At 30.6% G+C, this 18,497-nt stretch carries 26 protein-coding genes; all 26 read right to left on the bottom strand.

Going from position 1 to position 18,497, the window contains the following annotated elements; genetic code table 11:
- Positions 1-565: 565 nt before the first annotated feature.
- Complete coding sequence (locus tag HNR33_RS02650; RefSeq protein ID WP_429079691.1) at positions 566-1,057, bottom strand: NUDIX hydrolase; 492 nt, start codon at positions 1,055-1,057, stop codon at positions 566-568.
- Positions 1,058-1,267: 210 nt separating this feature from the next.
- Positions 1,268-2,032, bottom strand: a complete 765-nt coding sequence (locus HNR33_RS02645; protein WP_429079688.1) for a sugar phosphate isomerase/epimerase family protein — start codon at positions 2,030-2,032, stop codon at positions 1,268-1,270.
- Between the two features lie 203 nt (positions 2,033-2,235).
- On the bottom strand, positions 2,236-3,447 hold the full coding sequence (locus tag HNR33_RS02640) for an alpha/beta hydrolase-fold protein (protein WP_429079686.1): 1,212 nt from the start codon (positions 3,445-3,447) through the stop codon (positions 2,236-2,238).
- A gap of 195 nt (positions 3,448-3,642) precedes the next feature.
- Entirely contained in the window at positions 3,643-3,870 is a 228-nt protein-coding gene (locus tag HNR33_RS02635) for a hypothetical protein (protein ID WP_429079684.1), read from the bottom strand.
- A gap of 188 nt (positions 3,871-4,058) precedes the next feature.
- Positions 4,059-4,457, bottom strand: a complete 399-nt coding sequence (locus HNR33_RS02630; protein WP_429079683.1) for a GNAT family N-acetyltransferase — start codon at positions 4,455-4,457, stop codon at positions 4,059-4,061.
- Positions 4,454-4,609: a hypothetical protein gene (locus HNR33_RS02625; RefSeq protein ID WP_429079681.1), complete on the bottom strand. Its 156-nt coding sequence runs from the start codon at positions 4,607-4,609 to the stop codon at positions 4,454-4,456. Before HNR33_RS02625 ends, HNR33_RS02630 begins: the two co-directional genes overlap by 4 nt.
- A 188-nt stretch (positions 4,610-4,797) precedes the next feature.
- Positions 4,798-5,103, bottom strand: a complete 306-nt coding sequence (locus HNR33_RS02620) for a DUF3795 domain-containing protein (RefSeq protein WP_429079678.1) — start codon at positions 5,101-5,103, stop codon at positions 4,798-4,800.
- A 61-nt stretch (positions 5,104-5,164) separates the two neighbouring features.
- Positions 5,165-5,659 (bottom strand): GNAT family N-acetyltransferase, encoded by a 495-nt coding sequence (locus HNR33_RS02615; RefSeq protein WP_429079676.1) that lies wholly within the window; start codon positions 5,657-5,659, stop codon positions 5,165-5,167.
- Positions 5,660-5,892: 233 nt separating this feature from the next.
- On the bottom strand, positions 5,893-6,309 hold the full coding sequence (locus HNR33_RS02610; RefSeq protein ID WP_429079674.1) for a hypothetical protein: 417 nt from the start codon (positions 6,307-6,309) through the stop codon (positions 5,893-5,895).
- Between the two features lie 143 nt (positions 6,310-6,452).
- The gene (locus HNR33_RS02605; protein WP_429079671.1) at positions 6,453-7,091 is read right to left on the bottom strand and encodes an HAD family hydrolase; all 639 of its coding nucleotides are present in this window, start codon (positions 7,089-7,091) and stop codon (positions 6,453-6,455) included.
- Between the two features lie 127 nt (positions 7,092-7,218).
- On the bottom strand, positions 7,219-7,974 hold the full coding sequence (locus HNR33_RS02600; RefSeq protein ID WP_429079669.1) for a Nif3-like dinuclear metal center hexameric protein: 756 nt from the start codon (positions 7,972-7,974) through the stop codon (positions 7,219-7,221).
- Between the two features lie 152 nt (positions 7,975-8,126).
- On the bottom strand, positions 8,127-8,879 hold the full coding sequence (gene murI / locus HNR33_RS02595) for a glutamate racemase (RefSeq protein ID WP_429079667.1): 753 nt from the start codon (positions 8,877-8,879) through the stop codon (positions 8,127-8,129).
- A gap of 183 nt (positions 8,880-9,062) precedes the next feature.
- Positions 9,063-9,632 (bottom strand): GNAT family N-acetyltransferase, encoded by a 570-nt coding sequence (locus HNR33_RS02590; RefSeq protein WP_429079664.1) that lies wholly within the window; start codon positions 9,630-9,632, stop codon positions 9,063-9,065.
- A 144-nt stretch (positions 9,633-9,776) separates the two neighbouring features.
- Positions 9,777-9,971 (bottom strand): hypothetical protein, encoded by a 195-nt coding sequence (locus tag HNR33_RS02585; RefSeq protein WP_429079661.1) that lies wholly within the window; start codon positions 9,969-9,971, stop codon positions 9,777-9,779.
- A 650-nt stretch (positions 9,972-10,621) separates the two neighbouring features.
- Entirely contained in the window at positions 10,622-11,035 is a 414-nt protein-coding gene (locus HNR33_RS02580) for a GNAT family N-acetyltransferase (RefSeq protein WP_429079659.1), read from the bottom strand.
- A gap of 854 nt (positions 11,036-11,889) precedes the next feature.
- A complete protein-coding gene (locus HNR33_RS02575; RefSeq protein ID WP_429079656.1) occupies positions 11,890-12,138 on the bottom strand; it encodes a hypothetical protein in 249 nt (82 codons plus the stop codon).
- 333 nt (positions 12,139-12,471) lie between these two features.
- Positions 12,472-13,179 carry a GNAT family N-acetyltransferase gene (locus HNR33_RS02570; RefSeq protein ID WP_429079654.1) on the bottom strand — a complete coding sequence of 236 codons (708 nt, stop codon included), beginning with the start codon at positions 13,177-13,179 and terminating at the stop codon, positions 12,472-12,474.
- 243 nt (positions 13,180-13,422) lie between these two features.
- Positions 13,423-13,725, bottom strand: a complete 303-nt coding sequence (locus HNR33_RS02565) for a hypothetical protein (protein ID WP_429079652.1) — start codon at positions 13,723-13,725, stop codon at positions 13,423-13,425.
- Complete coding sequence (locus tag HNR33_RS02560; RefSeq protein WP_429079650.1) at positions 13,706-14,020, bottom strand: class I SAM-dependent methyltransferase; 315 nt, start codon at positions 14,018-14,020, stop codon at positions 13,706-13,708. Before HNR33_RS02560 ends, HNR33_RS02565 begins: the two co-directional genes overlap by 20 nt.
- A gap of 186 nt (positions 14,021-14,206) precedes the next feature.
- Positions 14,207-14,473 carry a hypothetical protein gene (locus HNR33_RS02555; RefSeq protein ID WP_429079648.1) on the bottom strand — a complete coding sequence of 89 codons (267 nt, stop codon included), beginning with the start codon at positions 14,471-14,473 and terminating at the stop codon, positions 14,207-14,209.
- A gap of 21 nt (positions 14,474-14,494) precedes the next feature.
- Positions 14,495-14,908: a hypothetical protein gene (locus HNR33_RS02550; protein WP_429079645.1), complete on the bottom strand. Its 414-nt coding sequence runs from the start codon at positions 14,906-14,908 to the stop codon at positions 14,495-14,497.
- Between the two features lie 157 nt (positions 14,909-15,065).
- Positions 15,066-15,713, bottom strand: coding sequence for a hypothetical protein (locus HNR33_RS02545; protein WP_429079643.1), 648 nt, complete (start codon positions 15,711-15,713; stop codon positions 15,066-15,068).
- 156 nt (positions 15,714-15,869) lie between these two features.
- The gene (locus HNR33_RS02540; RefSeq protein ID WP_429079641.1) at positions 15,870-16,811 is read right to left on the bottom strand and encodes a hypothetical protein; all 942 of its coding nucleotides are present in this window, start codon (positions 16,809-16,811) and stop codon (positions 15,870-15,872) included.
- A 189-nt stretch (positions 16,812-17,000) separates the two neighbouring features.
- Complete coding sequence (locus HNR33_RS02535) at positions 17,001-17,171, bottom strand: hypothetical protein (RefSeq protein WP_429079640.1); 171 nt, start codon at positions 17,169-17,171, stop codon at positions 17,001-17,003.
- Between the two features lie 100 nt (positions 17,172-17,271).
- Positions 17,272-17,754 carry a peptide deformylase gene (locus HNR33_RS02530; protein WP_429079638.1) on the bottom strand — a complete coding sequence of 161 codons (483 nt, stop codon included), beginning with the start codon at positions 17,752-17,754 and terminating at the stop codon, positions 17,272-17,274.
- A gap of 215 nt (positions 17,755-17,969) precedes the next feature.
- Complete coding sequence (locus tag HNR33_RS02525) at positions 17,970-18,149, bottom strand: hypothetical protein (RefSeq protein ID WP_429079636.1); 180 nt, start codon at positions 18,147-18,149, stop codon at positions 17,970-17,972.
- Positions 18,150-18,497: the final 348 nt, after the last annotated feature.

Below are 18,497 nucleotides of genomic sequence, written 5' to 3'. Positions count from 1 at the left end.
TTTGTAGTTACTATTGTTCCTATTCTTGTCTATGGATGGCTTAACAATTTTAGTAATGATTCTTTCAAGTTTGAAATGTATTCAGTGTTGTTTCTATATTATTTTTTGATTTATATTCCTAAAGAATTACGATAATCCATAATTTAGTTATTAACATATTCCTTAATTGGAGTTCCGTCTTTATCAATCATTTCGTGCAATTGAATGCTTGAACCAACCACCATGATTTAATTTCTCAGCCTCTTTTAAAGTTACCTTTGCTTCTTCCAGTGATGGTACACCTTGTTTATTATCATATTTCATATTAATATACCCCTTTTAATTTAAGTTACTTCATATAAAGTTAATGTATGGTAAATATCTAGATCTTTCCTTACAAGGATTTTCACCTTGTCAATAATACCAAGCTTTGTTTAGTGCACTGATGTTTAGCATCTCTAACATTTCTGCACTGGACTCATATAACCCCTATTCGTAAGAGGTGCATTTCACCCAATGAAGCAATTGTATGCCACATTTTTTCAGTACGAAACGAACGGAGCTGCCTTGTTTGACAAAGTTTAAATTATAAATTATTTTCCTCTAAGTATTTTTTTGCTTCTTTGATTGCCTCTAATTCTCTTTGTTTTATGTACTCCTCATACTCATTTTCTTCCTCGAGGATTTTTATAGCCTTATCTATGGAATACCATTCTACTTGATACCCTTGTTCTAATTCATCTGGCATGAAATTAGGCTCATGAATTTCTCCAACTACTTTTGTAAGATAAAAATATGTAATTTGCTTCATTTTCCTTTGTTCTAAGTTTTCAACAACTATCCCTAACTCACTAATAATTTTAATATTTGCGCCTGTTTCCTCTTTTAACTCTCTATACAATGCTTCTTCCATATTTTCATTTGAATCCACTCCACCTCCTGGTAACATATGAAAATACATGTTTGTTAAATTCATTAGAATTATTTCTTTTTTATCATTTAACACTACGCCTGCAGCTCTATTTCTTTCTCTAAAACCACCATTTATTTCTTTGCCGAAAGTATTTAATTCTATCATTTTCTTCTCCTCTTCAACTAATCTATATTAACGAACTACAAATTTCATTCAACGTCTCCCGTTCAAGACATCCCACAAGCCTTAGCGGATTGGAATGAATTGTTATGCACAGTTTTAGTCATTTCAATTAAAGCATAGGCTAATCTAGTATTCTTTACTATTCTTCCAGAATAGAAGAGTATTCAGAGACATTATTTATGAACACAAATACTATCTTTTAATAAAGCTATTTGCCTCGAGCCATAAAACAGATTCTTCAGTTTCACTAAGTTTCGTTTCAAGTGACCATTTTGAGTTAGGTGCATATATTTCGAGTGATTCCAATACATTAAAGATATTAATCATTCCTCTACATAATCCAAAATGACCATCATTTATACCATCATTATTATGAAGGTGAACATACTTTATTTTTGTATTCAATCCTTTAATCCAATCAACAATTGTTTTTTGTGAATTAACGTTCACGTGGCCAATATCAAGACAAGCTGAAAATATCGGACTATCTACAGCTTCTATCAAATCGTTAATTAGCAAATAATCATCTTCACATACATTTTCTATATGTATTTCAATATTACCATCAAGTTGGCATAAGAAATCCTTCCAAAAATCTATTGATGCCTTTAACCAATCTTCTGGAAAATATGCTTTAGGAATATATCCTGCATGAAATATCAAGTGCTTAGCATCTAACCTTTTAGCGGTATTGTAGGCTTTCATAAATCTTTTCTTTACTACATCAACTATCTCTGGGTCTTTGCTAGCTGGAGATAAGTCAAGAAACGGTCCATGCAAGGAACATTGTTTAACATTAATCAATTTATTTTTAGTTATCTCAATTTTCTCTCTATAGTTCTCTATCATGTAAGGCTGTATAAATCCTAATATCTCAACTCCTAAATTAAATTCCTCAGCAATTTCAAATATTCTAGTTGATTCTTCCCTTAAGCTTGATACAAATACTTGCTTCAATAATATCACCACTTTCAAAAAATTTAAGCTACACTTGTTTAATCTCAAATTACGTATAAAATTTAGCTTTCGAAAGTGCCTAGCGTTAGCGTAGCCAGCAAGGTTTTGTTAATAGGAGTAGCATATTTGTACTATCCTTTATTCGTTGGCTGTACCTATAACTATTTTTGATTTTTGTTTGTTATATGAGAATTTTTAAAATTTTATTTTATTCCAATAAGTGAGATTAAACCATTTGCCAAAGTTTCTCCCCAACATAAGTAATCATGTCCACCTTTAAATTCTTCATATTCAACGTCATATTCCTTTGTTTCTAACACATCTCTTAATATTTTATTCACACCAATCATATTGTCTTTTTCTTCTAGTATGCCTACATTTAAATAAAATTTAAGAGGCAACCTTTCTAGCTTATTAAATTCTGAACTAATCCAACAAGTACTTTCGGGTTCTTTATATTCATCAGGCTTGTACCAAAATGATCCCGATTGAGAAAGCACATTGCCAAAAATTTCTGAATGTTTTAAACCTACATATGCAGCAGTAAGCCCTCCTAAGCTAAGTCCTCCAATTATTCCATTTTTAGCTTCGGTTGATATGTTATAATTATTCCTAAACCAAGGAATAACTTCACTAACAATAGCATTCACATAAGTGTCATTGCAAGATAATTCTTCTTCTCTTGAATCAGTAGAATCAATAAATAATACAACAATAGGTGGTATTTTATTATCTGATATTAAGTTGTCTAATACTAATTTTGCTGAAAGTATGTTAATATATTCATCCCCATCTGTTAATACTAAAAACTTATACGGCTTATTAGTTTCTTTATATCCATGTGGAATATAAATTCTTAGTCTCATTTCTTCATCTAAACTTTCACTTTTATATCTATATTCGTTCAAATCCCCTTTAGGAACATCAATATTTTCCTTTACCCAAAAAAATTCTTCTGCATGAGGCATTACAACATATGATAATATCTCGTTTTCTTCTTCATCTTCAATAAATAAAAAATTTTTATTAAGATTATCATGTATAATTTTTTCAAATCTACTATCCCAATCATCATCAAGTGGATCATTTACAGAAAAACAATATTGAAAGCGTATATCGTTTCTAATCTTACAGCTTAAATACCATAGATTTGTATTTAACAATCTTTCCAATTTATAGTCTAAAAATTTGCAATCTTCAATTTCAGGTATAAGTAAAACATTTTCTACTTTATCATCTTCCTTATAAATAAAAGTCACTAGGCTATGCTCTAAATCTTCTGGTAAGGTTTCTATTATTGGTGAGCCTTTTTCTTCAATATTCGCCCAAAATCTTTCCAAAGCCTCAGTACTTCCTAGTTTTAAATTTTCTTCTAATCTTAATATTTCAAAACTTCTTATTATTGACTTTTCCATATAACTCCCCCATTTCAATAATTTAACATTTTCTTCAATAGTCTCGTTGGCAACAACTGTTTTTTTCACAAAGTGTCCATAGTATTTCATTTTTACATCAGGCTATACAAATTCACATTGATAAAAAATTTAGAGCTAAACTGAAACTTTAATTGATGTACTATTTTCACTAACGTTCTTACAGTTCACGATATCCTACATTCTTTTAGTACGATATTGTGAACTATCAACACTTAATCGTAGTGCTGTCAAATTTCCTCCATACCCTCCTCCTGTATCTATATTCCAAGTATTACTTTTTTCATCATAAAAAGGCTCATTTTCTTTACAAGGAGTATGTCCTATTATTTGTAATATCCCAATATTTTTTAGTTCACCTCTATTCCAAATAACGCTTCGCTCATTTGTTTCATCAAGCGGCACAACGCTCCGTATGGATGGTCGGCTAACCCCTACCTTTCACCTCGCAAAAAATGCCAACCTTTGCTTCTTCTAAGGCTTAAACTACACCAGCACAAACAATTCTGCAATGCTATGTGCATTGACAAGTGTAGCCTCTTCATTAGCCAGAAATTTGATATAAATAAAAGAATATTATGTTTGTTGTTAATCTATTCTTCTAATACTCTTCCCATTATTACTGTATTATAGTAGTTTCCATCTTTATGAATACGATCTTTTATTAATAATCCCTCTTCTTCAAATCCATAATTTTTATATAATTGAATTGCTTTTGTATTTGTCTGCACCACAGTTAATGAAATTTTTTCAATCCCTACAGTATCTGCCCACATCAGAATATTTTCCAGTAGTACTTTACCAATTCCATGACCCCAGTATTCCTTTAATATACATATTCCAAATTCTGCTTTATGTCTAAATCTACTTAGTCTGCTTCCTTTACAACGGGTAAATCCTACAATTTTACCTTCTACTTCTGCAACTAAAAATATAGTTTTTTCTGCTATTGAATCTTCATAAATAAGTTTTTCAAAATCTTCTGGTGTCAATAAATCTTCGCCCCAGGTTCCCTATCAAGATTTTCTGTTTCTCCATCAATTTTGACTCTTAATTTAGATAATTCAATTGTATCATATTTTATTGGACAGCGAAGTACCCATGTTATATTTTTTCCTTCTATTCTTTTGTCTTCAATGATCATACTTAACCTCCAATTCGGATTAACATTACGACGCTACAGAATTCACTTTATGTTGCGGACTGCTCTTTTGCTTTCCTTTCTCAGGAGGTTACTCCGCTTTATCACACTAAATCGCCTTAATGAACTGGGAATCTGCTACATTGCTCTCTGTAATTATCATGACAGAAATACGCCGTTTTTCTAATGACCTATTTTTTGCTCTGTCTTAATCCTTTTAGTAAGACAACCCTCTCTTCTACTATTTTTTTATGTTCTTCTTTTGTCCACTTAGGGTTTTTGTTCTCCCAAAACTTTTGACAGGGAATTTCTGTACATTCACCACAATGGATTAATCCTTTTTTAATTACACTGCACTCGTAAAAATCGCAGATATCAAGTCCTACTTCATTCAACCAACATGCTTTTCCTTCTATAGCATGACATCCTTTGCAATTTAACCCGTAAAGCCTACAATCACTACAAATACATCCGCACACCCCTACATTTTTCTCCATTGGAAAAACACCTCTTATTTTTAATATCAAATCAATAACACTTGAATTGTAACTTTCTATACTATTTTTTAGACATAAAAATTTGCATTGGTCCATCCCAATCCACTTCTCTAATTTCATTAAAATTTCCATTTGTATAATCACTAATAACATTTACCCAAAATCTATATGCTGTGATATTACTTTCAATTTGTCCAATCTTCCATTCGCCATAAAATGTATTGAAAATTTCAAAAGCAGCTTTTTTTCCTATTGATTTACGTCTATATTTTTTTAGTACAAAGAATTCAGCTATTGAATATTGTTTTATTCCATTTGAGTTTATGCCTATAATACGCACTAAAACAAATCCAGCAATTTTTCCGTCTACTCTAATAATATAAGGATATCTATCCTCATCAGTCCAATATTGATCTATATATTTATATCCGTATAAGCCAAATTCATTTACATCAGTATTCTCGAATTCACTAAAATCATAGTTATAGAGTTCCATTAAATGATTTAGAACTAATTTCTTTTCATAATGCAATTTCTCAACTAAAACTTTCATCATATAACTCTCTTCTTTTCTTATGTCTCAATTATTTACTTAAAATCATCCTAGTTTTTATTTAATATCTAAAAGGAATACCCCATCATGCGGAACCTTTGCTTCCGGTAAAGGGATGTGGCGCGCTGATTTTGTCCTAAAAATGCCCCACAAGCCTCCTTGTTAAAATACCATGTTAAGTGAAGTAATCACTATTACCTCATTATAACTCTTAGTCATTACAATTTAAAACAGTACTACCTTCTCTTTCGCTTTGCTAAATCTGAAAGTTCTTTATATGTATTATCAACTAGAGTAAGCCCACAACTAGGACATTTCATTTGGTCTATTGGAACTTTATAACCACACGCAGGACACATCTCAATATCTTGCGGAGTATTACCTTGATGTTTTGTTTCATTCTCTTCATAAAGAATTTTATACTCTGACACCCTAACACCATCTACTTCTATAACTTTTAACTTGCTATACTCAAACCATTTTATGTTTCCAAATCTATCACAAACTGATACCATTTTAAATGTTCCTTCTTGTTCATTAGGAAAAATATTACCACCTAGAAAACTAGGCCTTGAAGATTTATAAGCTCCAAATCCTGCTCCTAACAATATGTATTTTTTATTTGTTTTTCTATGACATACAATAATCGCCATATTATAATCACCCCTACAATACATCTAAATAAGCCTAAATATGATTAATAATTCTAGTGTAGTTAGCTCACACTCAAAACCTTTCACTCAGCTTCCTTGCAAGAATATATGTAATATATGAAGTTATCACTTCTACAAAAGCGTCATGCAACTATATGTTCTATGATATCAAATAAATTACTAGTTCTCATGTATACATCAGCTTTTCCAATTAATTTATTTGAATAATTAATCGCTATTGATTTTCCACTTTTCTCAAATATTTTTATGTCTGATGCACTATCTCCGACTGAAACAACCTCTTCTAATGCAATATTATTTTCATTACAAAATGACATCAAGCTCTCTAATTTTCCACTATCTCCAAGATGATTTAATATTCTCCCAGTAAAAGCTCCGTTTTCAACCTCATATACACTTCCGTAGACCTTATCGAAATTAAACATCATTTCTAAAGTTTTTGCAACTTGTATTGGTCCAGCAGTTACTAAAATGGTTAAAATTTTATTATTTCTTAATTCTGTTAATACTTCTCCAATGTTATTAATGAATTTTATGTAATTTTTAAATTCTTCCTCTACTTTTTTAATTTCTAATCCGCTAAATAATTTAGCTTTTATGTAATCTGCATCTATCCAAGAAATCTCATCGTTTTCTTCTCTTATTTCAATATCTCTGACTTCATCAACTTTCCCATTCAAAATGCAAAGATACTCTACTGAATTAATATTTGTAATCAAGGTTCCATCCATATCGAAACAAACTACTCTAAATTTTTTCATTTTTTATCTCTCCTCAACATATCATAACTTTGACCCCTAATTACATTAAACATAATAGACTCCAAAGCTATCCTAACTACTCCTTTTTGTTAAATAACTTCTTGTCATATCATATTAGATGCCATGATTACTCAATATGCTCTTCATTAATCCTAATAATCTCTACCGAAGGATATCTTTTATTTAGTATTTTAACTAAGCTTTCCAATCCAAATATCTCTGTAAATGTATGACTTCCAACAACTAGATTTATTTTACTGTATTTCGCATACTGAACAGTATAAAGTATCTTTTCCCCGGTAAAATACACATCACAACCTAAGTTTACTGCATCTTTTATATCTATAGCAGAAAAACCTGCACCCGTTACTACTCCTATTTTCTTAACTAATCGTTCATTGTTTTTCCATTTTCGGACTGGCTCTTCTAACAGAATTTCTATTCTTTTTACAAGTTCTTCAAACTCTATTGGGTTATCTACTTCTCCTATTCTTCCACAATACATTCCTTCATCATTTGAAAATTTGTCTATAACTTTAAATCCAAGTTTCTTCAATATTGAAGTGTTATTTCCAAATTCAGCATCATCTAATGGTAAATGAATATAGAAATGTGTTATATTGCTTTGTTTTAAAATTTCAAGCGCTTCTTCCTTTATTCCTGTCATCCACTCCCAAGCATCATGATGAGTTATTAACAAATTAACATTACTTTTTACTGCTTCTTGTGCAGACTCAATAGTTAAATTGGTACAATAACCTACTTTTAGAATTTCTTCTATTCCTGTATTCGTGAACCCATATTCATTTTTTTCTTTTACAACCTCTAATTTTTCTTTTGTAAATATATCAACAATAAAATTCTCAAAATCTTTAATTAACATATTTTTACCTCCTTAGATGACGTCTAGCGCCTCTCGTAATCATGCGTTCCAAGTAAAGTCTTCGTTGTTAACGAAATTATCAGCCATTCTTCTTCTGATTTCAATAAAATGATACTGATAATTTTGACAATAACCTGTTTGTTATCACAACTTTATTTTAATAATTGCATATACTTCTTGAATTGTGCTACTCTTATGCCGTCTTTATCAGATTGATAAAACTCAATCTGTCCTCCGTGATTACTAGACAATTTATCCTTCAAAATACTGATCATATGATTTACTGTTCCATAGTTTCCATCTACAACACAAACATGTTCTGGAATAAGTTCTTCTATATAGTCCTTATAATAAATAAAATGGGTACATCCTAAAACAATAACGCCAAATTCTTCAAGATTATAATGGTAAAACTCATTATTTAAGTAATCCAAAATTACATTTCTGTCAAAAATATAGTTCTCAGCAAATTCAACTAACCCCGGTAAAGCTAAAGACTCGACTATCCTCTTTGAATCAATATTATTGACTAATTTTGTATACCTATCTTGCTTCAAAGTTAAAGATGTTGCCAGTACAAGGACTTTCTTATTTTTATTATAATTAAGCGCATATTTAACAGCTGGCTCCATTCCTATAATCGGGAAACTATACTTTTGTCGAACCTCATCTACACCAATACTAGTCGCAGTATTACATGCTATCAATAAAGCATCGATGCCTTTTGAGCATAGAAAATCAGTAATTTCAAATATTGACTTCTTTACTTCGTCTTTTGTCTTTGTTCCATATGGTACATTATAAGTATCTGCAAAATATATATATTCCTCATTCGGCATCATTTTCATTGCTTCATTTAATACTGTTAGTCCACCTATACCTGAATCAAAAACTCCTATTCTCATTTATTCACCATCCTATTGTGATTTCAAATTCTTTTTCTAATACTTGTGAAAATGTCTCGCACTCAAGACGTTCCTAAGTCGTGCTAGTTCCTAGCTAGGCAAAGAAATATGCTTTAGTTATCTTTTAAAGCCAAGGTAAACTTGAGTTTATTGTTAGAAGATAGTGCCATTAAAAATTAAAGTTTATTTCTTATTATTTTTAGTTATACCAAATATTAATCTATCCTCATATTCATCAGTCCGCCTATTATAAGCAGCTTCCTTTTTAAGTCCTTCTCTATGAAACCCTAACTTCTCACTTAATTTTATTGAAGCGATATTATCTGGGTGTATTAATGCTTCTATCCTATTTAACTCAATTATTTCAAATGCAAATCTAATGATTTCATGTGCTACCTCTCCCATAACATTCTTTCTCCAATACCCTTTATTAAGCATAAATCCTATTTCTGCTTGAGAGTTCCAAATATTAAAATCATGAAGAGTAATTAATCCTATAACTTTATCATTTTCTTTTGTAGCTATACACCATCTAATAAATTTTTTATTCTTAAATCCTTGTAAAAAAGCTTGTACAGATTTCTGCGCTTGTTCAATTGTTTTCATAGTACTTATTTGCTGATATCTTACTGCATCTTCATCTGAGTATATTTCATATAGTGATATATAATCTCGTTCCTTAACTTCCCTTAGAATAAATCTTTTACTCTCAAGCTGAGGAAATTTGTCAAATTCAAAATTAATTTTACTCATTATGTTTTCTCCCTCTTTGATAATCAGTTTTACAATAATCCCCTTATAATAACTGTTTTCTAATGTTCCGCATCCCTGACATTTTCTTCATGCCATTCATGAGTTTGAAAAATGCAATACTTATAATATTTTATTCTTCTATTATCAACGCTTGAATAACTTAGCGATATTAATAAATTCATAGTTTATTAAAGGTTGTTTTTGTATTTTGTCATTTGGTTTGAATATTTTATACGCATTTGCATTTTTATCACTTTTTAATATCTTAAAACTGTTCTCCCTAACCACAACAGCATAATTATCTTCAATTGCAATTCCTACTTCATCCACTGTACTCATCATTTCACCAAAACCTTCTTTATCCTCATGATTATAATGTGGACAATAAATAGCATTGATAATCCCTAGACCAATAGGACGTTTATAATCCCACCAACATCTTTATTTCGTGATAAATTATTATCACTATGTCTGAAGATAAAATTTTATTTTTTATTTCTGTATTTGATAATGTACTATTTATCAAAAGTAATGTATCAGTTTCACATCCTAACTTTTTTTCATAGATTTAGTAGAACTAATCTATATATCCTTGCGCATCTCCACTTGCAGTAGATATAAAAAGTACCTTAGGCTGTATTTTACTTGATAATTTAACAATACACTCATCTATCGGAAATATCTCAAGATTACGCATTTACCCTCCTCCGATTGCTACTATTGTCCCCATGTCAACTCTCCCCTATGATGTAATAAGAATTAATTACAGCTGTTCTATAAATATACTATTTTTAAATTTAAACGCTTACTTAGAAATGGCATATAACGTACTGGTATGACCGATACGCTTGAACCTTAGATAATTCTTATCCTGGTGAAGACGCATGTGCTAATCCTGCTTCAAAGCATTTCCTACTAGCATAGATGGTCATGCTGTGTTATATGCTGTTCCTACAACCATACATTTAGTCAAAATAAAAGAACTAGTTTTAGTCAACCCTAACAAATGCAACTATATCTCCCTTATCACATGAAAAAAATCTATTTGCTTCATAGAAACCTCTTGTTGCTTTTCTATCATCTGTTAATAGAACCTTTTGACGAACATCTTTATACGCTTCTAAAACATATTTTAAGAGTTGTGATCCTATGCCATTTCTTTTAAATTTGTTTAATACCAAAATATCCTGTATATATATTATAGTTAGTCCATCTCCTACAACTCTTATTAAACCAACAAGTTTGTCATCACTCCATGCTGAAACAACCATTAGAGATTCTTCGATTGCTTCCAGCAACTTAGGTATGTTTTCTGTATAACTTGTCCAGCCAGCATCTTCATATAAGCTTTTTATATCTACTTCACTAAACTTATTTATATTTTTATAAGTAATGCTCACCATATCTAACACTCCTTTATTTATTGACCTCGTAAAATAGAGAAATTATAACCATTTTTTGACCACATCAAACACTCCCTAAATAAAAATTATAAATTTTTGCTATTACAAATATATTTTCAGAAAAATGGCATATAGCGTTCAAATATTTACAATGTCCCTAAACCCGACTTTAATTGAGTATCTATTGGTAGAGCTTTGCTTCCGGTAAAATGACGTGATGCACATGGCCCTAAGATACTTCCATGTGCATTCTTGTACAATACTTTGTTAACTGTTCAGCCTGTCCCACAGAGGCTCTCCTTAATATCATTATATTGGACTACTTCAAATTTTCTTTAGCTTTAACTGTTCATGTAGCCTAGAATTAACATCAAGTACTAAACCCTATAAAAATATCGGAATTATCCGCCCTGCATAGACGTGCAGTAGCGTCTTTTCCTAGTATTTCATGTCTATAGTTTCCTGATAATTTATGAAGATTAGATGATTGCATCAATAATTTTCTTTTCCATAATAATTAATAATGTATTTTTAAATACCTTTTGCACCATTACATTATAATCATTTAATAAAAAGCAATGTTTTAAAACAATGGTGAAAATATATTAATTTTTAAGGTAAGTCATTTTAGCGTCTTTTAATTCGCTTTAAATAATATTGTCCATTAATCTAGTCTTTATTATCTTTGATAATTTTCTTATGGCTAATATAAGCGTTAACAAAACAGAGAATACATGTAATTCCATTTAAAATAGGTAATATTGATAGTTTATTGTATGGCAATTTAAATATAAAAGCTAATAAAAAACAAAATCCAGAAAATAGCCATAAATTTCTACTCAATTTAAAATTCTTCATAAAATTTTACCCCCTTCATTAAGAGATACTAATAATGGGTCTCTATGCATGTAATTTGATCTATCTAAGGGAAAATGAATACCAATTTTAAATTTATCTTTTCTTGCAATTGCAGTCATTTTTTCTATTTCTGCTCTACTTACAAAATTACAAAACTCTATTCCAGTAAATTCATCATATATATAATCCCTTTTATATTTTTCATCATCAAATTGACAATGCATGCCTATAAGATATTCAGCCATATTTTCGCCTCACTTTCCTTTTTAAAATGTCACCTAACGTCTCGTTTTTGCAACGTTCCTGAACTGGACATACTGCCTCGACAGTACTCCGTTTCAGTGAAAAAATATGGTGCCAAATGGCAAGACCCAAAAACTTTCTTCTAGGCAACCTTGCGCAAACATATTGTTATAACATGTTACTCATTCAACTTCGAAGTATATCCTTAGATTCTTTTGTATTTAAACGTTTTAAAACTTTGCTAGCTACAATTACATTCAGACTCTATTCTAATATATGTAAATATAAAATGTGCCACAGCACTTATTATAACCATTTAATTAAAACAACCTCATTTATATATCCTCTGCATAGTATCCAACCCACACAGGAAAAAAAACTGCTTTAAGAGCAACTGCTGTTGATGCAATATTGGAACTCCATGTAGTATAATATGGTAATATATCACGTTTTTCAATTTCATCCGCTAAAGTTTTGACAAGGAAAGGTGCAAGTCCTTTGTTTCTATATGATGATAAAGTATCTATGCCAATTTGCCATAAGTCTACTAAACTATCATCAGCTCCAGCTAAGGCAACAAGTTGATTTTCATGATATGCACCAATGGCAATAACATCATTTTTGTAGTTTAACGCATTATTAAACCCTTGGTTCCTGTACAAAACATTTATATTACTTTTATTAAAAAGTTTATACTCAAAGCCAGAAGGTTGATGGACAGTTTTATTCTTATCTAAATACAAATATCTAGCATGTTCTCCAGCAAGCTTTTTACTATATTCTCGTAGTTTCATTTCAATTAGAAATAGATTTTCTCCATCCATAATTTCACACGCTGGCATTGATGAAAAATGTTCTACACACCAATCATATATTAATTTATCCGCTCTAATTACTGCATTTCTACCAAATGTAACTATTTCAAAAAAAGAATTTGTTGATTTAACAAATATATTCTTATCATATTTAAAAACATTGGAATCGTATTTTCCAATGATAGCGAGTCGCTCTTGTACTAATTTTATTTTACTTGTTTTGTCCATTTATGCTCTCCTCACTTATACCCCTACATATAGGCAATTTTCCCCTCTGTTAGAATTAAGGCTGCTCGTCCTAACAATCCAACTACACTAATCTCATCATCAGGATGAGCAAATACTCCGACAATCGTTTTTACCATTCGCTTCTCAGCTCGCTTTCTTCAAATATTTAGTTCACATTAGCTAATTTTTATTTATTCCTATTATAAAGAGAATGTGCACTAACGAATATGCTCATAACTTTCATTACTTTTTTCGTAAAATAACATGATGAAAGGATGCCACAGCTTTATAGGCTTCTATTTTGCTTACCTTTAATTCCATTTCCAACATCTGTTCTTGCCAAGTTTTATCCTTATGTATTTCTTGATTTTGCTGCAAATCCCAAAATGTTCTCATACCCATGATTCTTTCTATTTTAAATTTATCTGACCATTCTAAGATTTCTGTATTTTCATAGTAATTAATTGTACCAAACTGTTGAGCATGTCCATTTTCACCTTTTAATAATTCATTTGCATGCTCAAAATTATTCAGTAGCGCTACCATCTGCATACTCAAAAACGTTGTGGCACAATATCACATCAAATGATTCATCTTCAAAATTCTTAAGTTCCCTCATATCTCCTTTTATTTGTATATAATCATTTTCAGTAAATCTATCCTGAAGCATCTTTTCATCTGGCTCAATTGCTATAACCTCATTGTCTATAGCAAAATGGTCAGCTGTCATACCATTTCCACTCCCAAAATCCAAAACTCTTTTATTATGTATGAATTTTAGTTGCTCCCATGTCATTTTCTTTTGTAATAACTCCCATGGAGCAATTTCTTTAATAATCATTCTTAACACCTCTTATTATGATACTATATAAATAACTATTCCTTCATCTTAAAGTTATCACTCTGTTTGTGTAAAATAGCACATAGCGTCTTTGATATCTTGAGATGGTCAACAAGTTTTTTGTTAACTGTCTGCAAATAGCTTGTTAACTGATATCTCCCCCACGGAGACATTTCCTATCATATACTAGTAATCTTTCGATTTATGTCTTGAACTCGCTTTGCTCTTGGTATTAAGAGACTCATTTATATGCACAACATGATGGCGGGTAACTGGCATTAGTAATATTCCTGCAACATTCTTCCTACCCCAAAAATCAACTAACCAACCTGCTGCTTCATCCTTTGAAACCGCACCTATATCAAAAATTTTTTTTAGTTTTATATCATCAAACCTTCTTTTTAAATCACTCGGTTTAAACCCTTGTATAATCTCTCTAGTTCTTCTGCCCACAGTAATTCTGTAGTTCCGCAATTATTGCATGTTGATATTTGAACTAAATTGTAGTATTTCATCTGGTTTCATCTCATTGCCAGTATCATATATATTAGAGTTTATCCTAATAAGCCAATTATCTGAATCGATAACCTGATTACTGTCTGCAACTAAAATATTCATTGTAATATCCTCTATTCGTGATGAATGCCATATCCCATATGCGATAGTACGTCCCTTAACCCCAATTGCAGCTCGAAATGTTTTATCGTCAAGGTTTTTCCATAGTTCATCCTCAAAAGTCTCGACATTTATTCCACTCATTTCTGAAGAATGTACCATGCAATGCTGCTCTAAACATAACTTTATTGCCTCGTCAAATTTATCTGGTTTTAATAATATCTTTCTTAAGTGACTCTGCTGCTCATTCCATAGAGATCGTCTACTATCCATGGATACTCCTCCCCTTTATTTTCTTCTATTCTTTCTATGACTTAATTTGCATAAGCTTTCAGTGTTACCATAAAGCCGATAGTCATCCATCGCTCTGGAGCATATCCCATCATTGGGCTCCTCAATGGAAATTTTCAACAATCATAATCAATACTCATTATTTGTCCCAGGCAAACTCAAATGGATTAAGACATGATTTACCGATTTGAATTTTTTCAAATTCCGTTATACAAATGTTAATACATTTCCTAATAAATTCTTCTGCCATATCTTCTGTGAAATATTTAGCTTTTTCATCTAATGAAGAAGTAAAATCATTAGTCATATCTAATAAGAACTCTTCCAATATAAACGGATATATCTTATTTATTTCATCCTCTGCAAAATGCTCCGGCACCTTCAGAGTATTGGTTAATTTATAAGTTTTTACTAGATATCCATTTAGTATTGCATAATCATTATGTAGTGCCTCCAAGAATTCCTGTCCACTATTACCACCCAATTGATAATCGCAATATAAAAACTTTCTATAAATTGCATCTTCAATCAAGTGAAAATAATATCCTAAGTATAAACTATCTTCTAATAACTTTGTTGAAAACTGTCTGTAAAAGCCAGTAAAATCCATCATTTTTTTCTTTCCTTCACAAACAGTTAACTTGTAATGACTAGCCGCATGCGCCTTATGTCCGCGAATAATAGCATCCGGCAATACATGTCCAACTCTAAATCTATTAGAATCCCTTACTTCCAAAACTTCTTCCATTTGTTTATTTATAGCTAAATGGACCATTCTTGAAGCCACTATTCTCCCTCCAAAATATATACAATCTATGTTTACGATTAGTGTACAATGTCATATGACGTCCTAAAACTTAGCGACATCGAATTTTCCCTAGTTGGCTGCTTTCCGACGTCTGTTAGGGCTCTGTTATAAGAAGTTTATTTGGAATTCATTCTTTTACCTGAATTTCACTTCTTCTTCGTTTATATCTTTCAAGTAGTATTTTCCACTAATATTGTAACTAAAATATGTAGTATCATTTATAATTTTCATTATTTCTTTAATGTTTCCTTCAAACTCTATCGGATAACTTTTTTCTAAATCATTTATTTGATATTGTAGGTCTTGGAACTCTTTCGATTTCTTTATTGTATTAATAATTTCTATATATTTCAAATTTAAGGATTCATTATGATTTTGCTTTAAAAACTCTTTAAACTCATTTGAACGGAAATCCTTTTTAATTATATCATGCAATTCATCTTCTTTATATTTTAATGAAGCCGCATTTATGGTTATATAATCTCCAGTGACTCTAAATAATTTTTCTACACTAATAAAGTGATCTAACACAAAATATCTATCATCCGTCTGTTTAGTTTCTTCTTTCACCTCGCCGTTTTCTATAATTTTAATCTTTTTCCCTACAGCCATCTCATTTTGAAGTCCTCCGTCATAAGATATTTCGTAGTATGTACCATCAGCTAAATATACACCTTTATTTTCAATCCATGAAAAAACAACACAATCCTTTATAGGAATTAATTTATCGTTTTTTATATCATATATACTATCAATAACATATACATAATTACTATCTTTACTCCATTGAACTTTATATTCATCGAAGCTCCATATAGAATATGGATTTGTAGTTATATCTCTGTAATTTTCATATATAACTTTTTTATGCTTATCATATAATAAAACCAATTTTTTATCTTCAGTACAGTAAATCTCTTTCTCTCCATCCTGAGATTGACTGATTATGTACCCATCTATATTTTTATTCGTATCCATGTCATCTAGCACCTGTTTTTCATTTCCTGATTCAGTGCATGATGTTAACAATGTAATTATCATTATTAATGTTATTAAATTCAATATATTTCTTTTCATTTTACTTATATTCCTCCTCTTACTCCAGCTTTACTAAATTTCTCAGTCAAGGTAGGTAATGATGGCCGTCCGGCATACCCTGCACGGTTCCCGATGTACGGTTTTCCTACTATGTATATTATAGTATGTAGATAATAAAGTCCTTCACGATTTACGGGACTGTATATACTTCAGGGTTTGCAGTTTACCCTATGGTCTGTATAATTCTCCGATGAAGAAACTAAGCACAACACTTAATATTGGTGGTAGACTAAACTTTTTCATACAAAGATTTTCATCTTGCCAGTAATACCAAGTTTTGTTTGGTGCACTAACATTTCGAATTGCAAACGTGCCTGACCCTGTCATGATCAAAGGCATGTGTTGTAGATTCTCCCTTAAGAAATGACCTAACGCAACGAACTGCAATTCATTGTTATCTGTAGTCTTTCTCTATCTATTTTCTATAAATTTACAAATGTTATTTTTCTATTTTAAACGATTTATTATCAATTGCTTTTTGAACTGCTAATATCCCATTTAAATGGTCATATTCATGCTGCAGCAGTTCTGATAAATCATCTGACAAATCAATCATACAATCATTCCATAATAAATCCTTATAATAAATCTTGCATTGTCTATATCTTAAAACCTTCACTTTTAATTTTGGGAAACTCATACAATCATCTAATACTTCTATTTTTTCATTCCCTATATATTCTAATATAGGATTTATAAAAATTATTGGCTTTTCTATGCTCATGTATATTATTCTTTTAAATACATTAATTTGAGGTGCGGCTATAGCTCTACCTGCTCCATATTCATTTCTAAAGTTCATTAATGTATCATGCAAATCTTCTTTAATTTCTTTAATATTCTCTAATTCTTCTTCTTTTACTTCGCTAGACACATTATATAATTTTTCATTTCCTAATAATAAAATTTCTCTTACAGCCATTCCTCTTCCCTCTGCTTTCCACTAGAATTTTTTCACATTTTAAGTCATTTATTATATTTCTGTTGAACATTATTAGATTAGATGACAGATAACATTCTCATACTCTCGACGTACTTGATGACATTTAGGTGGTAAAAGCAATATGTTACGTTTTTTTGAATGTTTGATTACCTGCTGCTACTACGAATTGGAGTGCTTTGTTAGGTGATGTGTAATTATACTTTCTTACATATATATAAACCATGTTGACTATATCTAATTAAACTTTCATCTTGGCAAGTCATCAAATGATATTCCACCCACTTTTCAAACTCAGTACTATTAAATTCTTTTAATCTATCTCTTAAAGTTCCACCCCCGGGCCCAAAAGGAATATTCGCTCGGCGTGCTTGCAACAGCACATGATAACTATGCTCTTTTGCCACCACTCCATAACCTTATAATCACCAAAAACTCTAGACTCAAACTTCATTTTATATCTATTATATTCATTAACTTTTGAAGAGTTTTATACTTATTTAGTGATTTCATCTCAAAAACGTACTAAATTCTTCAAAGTTAGATAACTTTAATCTCAAATCATTAAAACTTTGAGTCCCCTTTTTCTAGTTCTATTTATGTTAGGTTCTACTTGCTTTGTATAATTTGTATGGATAGACATAATTATTGATAACAATATTAGTTCAGGACTAATTTTAGCTTCGACATTATTTTTTTTTGAAAATATTTCAGCTGTTTCTCTT

Source organism: Brassicibacter mesophilus (genome assembly GCF_050433385.1).
Classification (GTDB): domain Bacteria; phylum Bacillota; class Clostridia; order Tissierellales; family Proteiniboraceae; genus Brassicibacter; species Brassicibacter mesophilus.
Note: the sequence above shows the minus strand (reverse complement) of the source record. Positions and strands in the feature narration are given on the sequence as shown.